Raw genomic sequence first — 4,826 nt, 5'->3', positions numbered from 1 at the left:
GTATAGAGCCGGTCCTGCCGGTCGAAGATCACGTCCTCGGCGCCGTCGAGGAAGCCGAGGCCGATGACGCCGACATTCTTCAGCCGGTCGTTCACCGCCATCGGCGCACCGGGCGCGGTCGAGATCGCCTGCGGCATCTTGGCGAAGGTCGGCGAAATATAGACGCTGCGCAGGATCTTGTGGCGGTTCTTCACCCAGCGCACATCGAGCATTACCGAGAGCAGCAGCACGAGGCCGAGGATCAGGTAGTTGACCGGGCCGGGCACGGCGAGCGCGAGCAGGCTGTTCGACAGGACGAGCACGAAGATCGTGCCCATCAGCGCCTTGGCGACCGAGCCGCGCCCACCGCCGAGCGAGATGCCGCCGAGCACGGTCGCGGTCAGCACCTGCAGCTCAAGCCCGGTGCCGATATCGGACGCGGCACTGCCGATGCGAGCCGAGAAGAAGAAGCCGGAGAGCGCCACCAGAACCGAGCAGAGCACATAGGCGCTGAACAGGGTGAAACGCACATTGATGCCGGCATTGTAGGCGGAGCGGCGCGCGCCGCCGACCGCGAACAGCCGCCAGCCATAGCGGGCGCGCGACAGCACCAGGTGGATCACGATGGCAATGACCACGAAGACCGCGAAGGAGGTCGGCACGCCCCAGATCGTGCCGAAGCCGAGAAAATCATAGGTCGGCGAATCCGGGCCGCTGGTGACGATCGCCGTCGAGACATGCGGGAAGACGATGTCGAAGGTGGACCGGTAGATGATGAGCGTGACCAGCGTGGTCAGGAACGCCCGCATGCGCAGGAAGCCGACCAGGAAGCCGTTGATGGCGCCGCAGACAACGCCGAGGCCGAGGCATGCCAGCAGGCCGGTCCCAAAACTCCACTGTTGGACATTCATGCCGTAGAGCGTGACCAGCACGGCGAGCGCGAAGGTCGAGCCGACCGAGAGATCGATGCCGCCGGACACCATCACGATGGTCATGCCGAGCACGACCAGGCCGAGCTCGGCGATCTGACCGCTGAGATTGGTCAGCGTCGTCACGTCGAAGAAACCCGGCACGATCGCGCCGAAGATCGCGCACAGGATCACCAGCGCCGTGAAGGGAATGACGCTGTCGATCCATTTCTTGGTCAGGATCTCCCCGACCACATGGTCGGGGAGCAGACGGTAGCGCCAGCGCACAAGGCTTTCGGCCATGCTCATCGGAAAGTCCGTTTACTTGATGTCTTCGGGCTTCCAGCAGTTCCGGCCGGTCGCATTGGTCTTGTCGACGCGGGTGATCGGGCCGAAGAAGATGGTCTTCTCGCTGCCGGCCTTGCGGTCAGGGTGCTGCAGCAACTCGGAGATCTGCTGCGCGGCGATCTCGCCCTGGATCGGCGCGTTGAAATTGAAGATCACGTCGAGCAGCCCGTTCTTGATGCTCTCGCAGCCCGTCGCGGCACCCGCGCCATTGGTGACGATGGTGACCTGATCCTGCTTGCCCGCAGCCGCTACCGCCGCGCCCGCGCCGACTTCGGCATTGTCCCAGATGCCCATGATGCCGCAGAGATCGGGATGCTGCTGCAGCACCGTCTCGGTGATCTGGCGGGCCTTTTCGCTGATGTAGTCGGCCGGCTGGTCGGAGACGAGCTGCAGCTCTGGATTGGCCTTCAGCACCTCGTCGATGCCGGTACGCATATAGATGTTAGCGGCGCCCGTCTGGACGCCGGCGAGCCACACCACCTTGTGCGAAACGGCGTTCGGCCCGGTGCAATGCTTGGCCAGCTCGCCCATCTCCAGGCGGCCCATCTCGATCCAGTCATTGCCGACATAGGAGTCGGTCTGGGTCGCCGACTGCATGTTGACCTGCAGCACCTTGATGCCGGCGGCCTGCGCCTGCTTCAAAAGGCGCGCATAGGTCTGCACGTCCGGGTTCTGCACGATGATCAGGTCGGGCTTCTCGGCGATCGCGCCCTGCATGGCGCGGATGCCGGCATTGGTGTCGCCGTTCGGATCGCGCACCTCGAGCGTGAAGCCATAGCGGGCAGCGTGGCGCTGCCACACCATCACCCAGGCCTGGTTGAGGTCCATGCCCTGCGAGATCGGCACGAAGATGACCTTCTTGCCCTTAACGCCGTCGAGATAGGCGGCTCTTCCGACCTGATCGGTTTCCTGCGCGCTTGCGACCTGCGCGACGCCTAGCAGCGCGAGCGCGGCCATGCCCGCCAACAGGCATTTCTTGAATATCTTCATAGGTTTCCTCCCTGATTTGATGGTTCGAGTTCTTGTTTCAGATGTCGCCGCTCTGCGAGGTCTGCTCGTCGCGCGGATTGATGATGGCGTCGATGGCAAGGGCGCCGAGCAGGATCACGCTCTTGATCAAATTCTGGCTGGTGTAGGAGAAGTTGAGGATCGTCATGCCGTTGGTCAGGATGCCGACCAGGATGGTGCCGGCGATGACATTGCGCACGCCGCCCTGCCCGCCCGACAGGCCGATGCCCCCCAGCACGACCACCAGCAACACGTCGTAGATCAGGCTCGAATTGTAGAGGCGCGTGTCTATGCCGGTGACGAGACCGGTCATGATGATGCCGGCGGTGAACGCGATGAGCGCGCTGATGACATATTGCGTCACGATGATCGGGCGCGTGGGCAGTCCGGTGGTGCGGGCCGCGTTCGGATTATCACCCGTTGCGTAGACCAGCCGGCCGAAGCGCGTCTTCCTCAGGAAGAGCCCCATCAGCGCCGCCACCGCGCCGAAGATGACGACGGACATCGGTATGCCGAGCACGCTGCCATTGCCGACGAATTTCAGCCAGGCGATATCCGGTGGCGCATAGAGCACGTCCGAGGCGAAGACGATGCGCCCCGAGCCGTAGACCGAGGAGGCGATGGCCAGAGTGGCGAAGATCGGCGGCACTTCGGCGATCGCCACCATGATGCCGGTGAACAGGCCGATGGCCGCGACCAGGATGGCGCCGCAGATCACGGCAAGCGTGAAATCGATGCCCCAGGTGGAAATCCAGATGCTGAAGGCGACGCCGACGACCATCACCGCCACCATGGTGAGGTCGATGCCGCGGCCGACGACGACGAAGCCCATGCCGACGGCCAGCGTGCCGAGGATCGACACGTTCTTGAGGATGGCGATGATGTTGCCCTGGCTCAGGAAATTGTTGAGCGTCGCCGAGAAGACGAGGAACAGCACGACCGAGATCGCGACGACGACGACTTCCTGCGACGCCTTGAAGCCAAGGCGCCTGTCGTCCGATTGGCCCGAACCAGGCATGTTCCTCCTCCCAGGCAGCCAAAAGTTGGCGCCTTGCTCAGGCGACCAGCCGCTCTGGAATCCTCCCAAGAAACCCGGCCGTTCGCCTGTATGGGACAATTACGGCTGGAGCGTCGGCCGACAATTTCGTTTTTCTGACACGCTGTGCAGTTTGCCCCCCGCGACTAAGCGTAAGCTTCGTGACGCTTCCATCCCAGGGGCAGCCTTCTCAGGCCTGCGGCGGCTCGCCGGCATAGGCGCGCGCGATAAGGGCCCGGATCGGTTCCCGCTCCAGCGCCCGCGGGTTCCAGTAAGGATTGGCCAGCGCACGGTCCGTCGCGATATCGATCCCGTCGGACGGCATGCCGATCTCGGACAGCGCGCGTTTTGCGCCGATCCGGCCGGCGAGATCATAAAGGGCCATCGCGGGATCGTTCGTCTTCAGCACGGCCCGCAGGGTTTGCATGACGGCCGGAACGGCGGGGGCGTTGTAGGCCAGCGCATGCGGCAGCACGATCGTATGGGTCTCCGCATGCGGCAGATCGAAACTGCCGCCGAGCGTATGGCAAAGCTTGTGGTGCAGCGACATGCCGACCGAGCCGAGGCAGATGCCGCAGAGCCAGGCGCCGTAAAGCGCCTCGGAACGCGCATCGCGGTCATGCGGGTTCCCGGCAATGAGCGGCAGGGCGCCCACCAGCGCGCCGATGGCTTCGGTCGCCATCAGATTTATCACCGGGTTGCTTTCCCTGGCATAGAGCGCCTCAACGGCATGCGCGATGGCGTTCATGCCGCTTGTTCCCGACAGGGAAGCGGGAAGCGTCATCGTCAGGTCGACGTCGTAGATGACCACTTCCGGCAGCACCCTCGGGCTTGATTGGGTGACCTTCACGCCATCTTTCGTCTCGCCGAGGATCGGCGTCATTTCCGAGCCGGCATAGGTCGTCGGCATCACGATCTGCGGCAGGTCGGTGCGCAAGGCGATCGCCTTGGCGAGACCCGTCGTGGAGCCGCCGCCGACCGCGACCAGCCCGTCGGCCTGGAGTTCCGCCGCGACCCGCAGCGCGTCCTCGGTGACGAACACCGGCGTATGCATCGCCGCCCTGGCAAAGACGCCGGCTGCCCTGTGGCCGAGCAACTCGGCATGGCGGCGGGCATCGGCCTCCCGCGGCGGCGTGGCCAGGACCAGCACACGTTTCAGCCCTAGACGGTCGATCTCCTCCGGGAGCCTTGCGATCGTGCCTGATCCGAAGATGACGCGTGCCGGCTGGGCGTTGTAGACGAAGCTTTTCATGTGAGCCTCTCCCGTCAGCCGCGACTGTATGCCGTGGCACAAAAGTTAGCGACGAAGAGGCGCGCGCGTAAGTGCGCTGGCCGACGAAATCTGGCGGCCAGGGATCTATTTGCCATCAGAAGCTGGGAGCAGCCGATTGCGCCGCGCCATCGGCGCGGCCGACGATCGCGTTAGGCGATCCTCTGCTCGAACTGCATCACGCTCGCGCTCTTGCGCAGTCCCGTCGCGACGACCGACACTCGGAACTTCCCGGCCAGGGACTGGTCGAAGATGGCGCCGACGATGATGTCTGCAT

At 64.4% G+C, this 4,826-nt stretch carries 3 protein-coding genes and 2 pseudogenes; all 5 read right to left on the bottom strand.

Annotation, left to right across the window (positions count from 1 at the left end; translation table 11 throughout):
• Nucleotides 1-1,196 (bottom strand): annotated as a pseudogene (locus EOA23_RS31635) (ABC transporter permease); the annotation flags it as partial.
• A gap of 12 nt (nt 1,197-1,208) precedes the next feature.
• Complete coding sequence (locus tag EOA23_RS31630) at nt 1,209-2,225, bottom strand: sugar ABC transporter substrate-binding protein (RefSeq protein ID WP_042647520.1); 1,017 nt, start codon at nt 2,223-2,225, stop codon at nt 1,209-1,211.
• A gap of 37 nt (nt 2,226-2,262) precedes the next feature.
• Nucleotides 2,263-3,261 carry an ABC transporter permease gene (locus EOA23_RS31625; RefSeq protein ID WP_127306987.1) on the bottom strand — a complete coding sequence of 333 codons (999 nt, stop codon included), beginning with the start codon at nt 3,259-3,261 and terminating at the stop codon, nt 2,263-2,265.
• 208 nt (nt 3,262-3,469) lie between these two features.
• Nucleotides 3,470-4,531 carry a maleylacetate reductase gene (locus tag EOA23_RS31620; protein WP_127306986.1) on the bottom strand — a complete coding sequence of 354 codons (1,062 nt, stop codon included), beginning with the start codon at nt 4,529-4,531 and terminating at the stop codon, nt 3,470-3,472.
• 170 nt (nt 4,532-4,701) lie between these two features.
• Nucleotides 4,702-4,826: pseudogene (locus tag EOA23_RS31615) on the bottom strand (cell division protein FtsZ); the annotation flags it as partial.

It is taken from the genome of Mesorhizobium sp. M2A.F.Ca.ET.042.01.1.1 (genome assembly GCF_003997405.1).
In the GTDB taxonomy this organism is placed as follows: Bacteria; Pseudomonadota; Alphaproteobacteria; order Rhizobiales; family Rhizobiaceae; genus Mesorhizobium.
Note: the sequence above shows the minus strand (reverse complement) of the source record. Positions and strands in the feature narration are given on the sequence as shown.

Bases quoted from the DNA above. Each gene is read 5' to 3' on its own strand.
- EOA23_RS31630 (WP_042647520.1), bottom strand. From the start codon at position 2,225: ATGAAGATATTCAAGAAATGCCTGTTGGCGGGCATGGCCGCGCTCGCG.
- EOA23_RS31625 (WP_127306987.1), bottom strand. From the start codon at position 3,261: ATGCCTGGTTCGGGCCAATCGGACGACAGGCGCCTTGGCTTCAAGGCG.
- EOA23_RS31620 (WP_127306986.1), bottom strand. From the start codon at position 4,531: ATGAAAAGCTTCGTCTACAACGCCCAGCCGGCACGCGTCATCTTCGGA.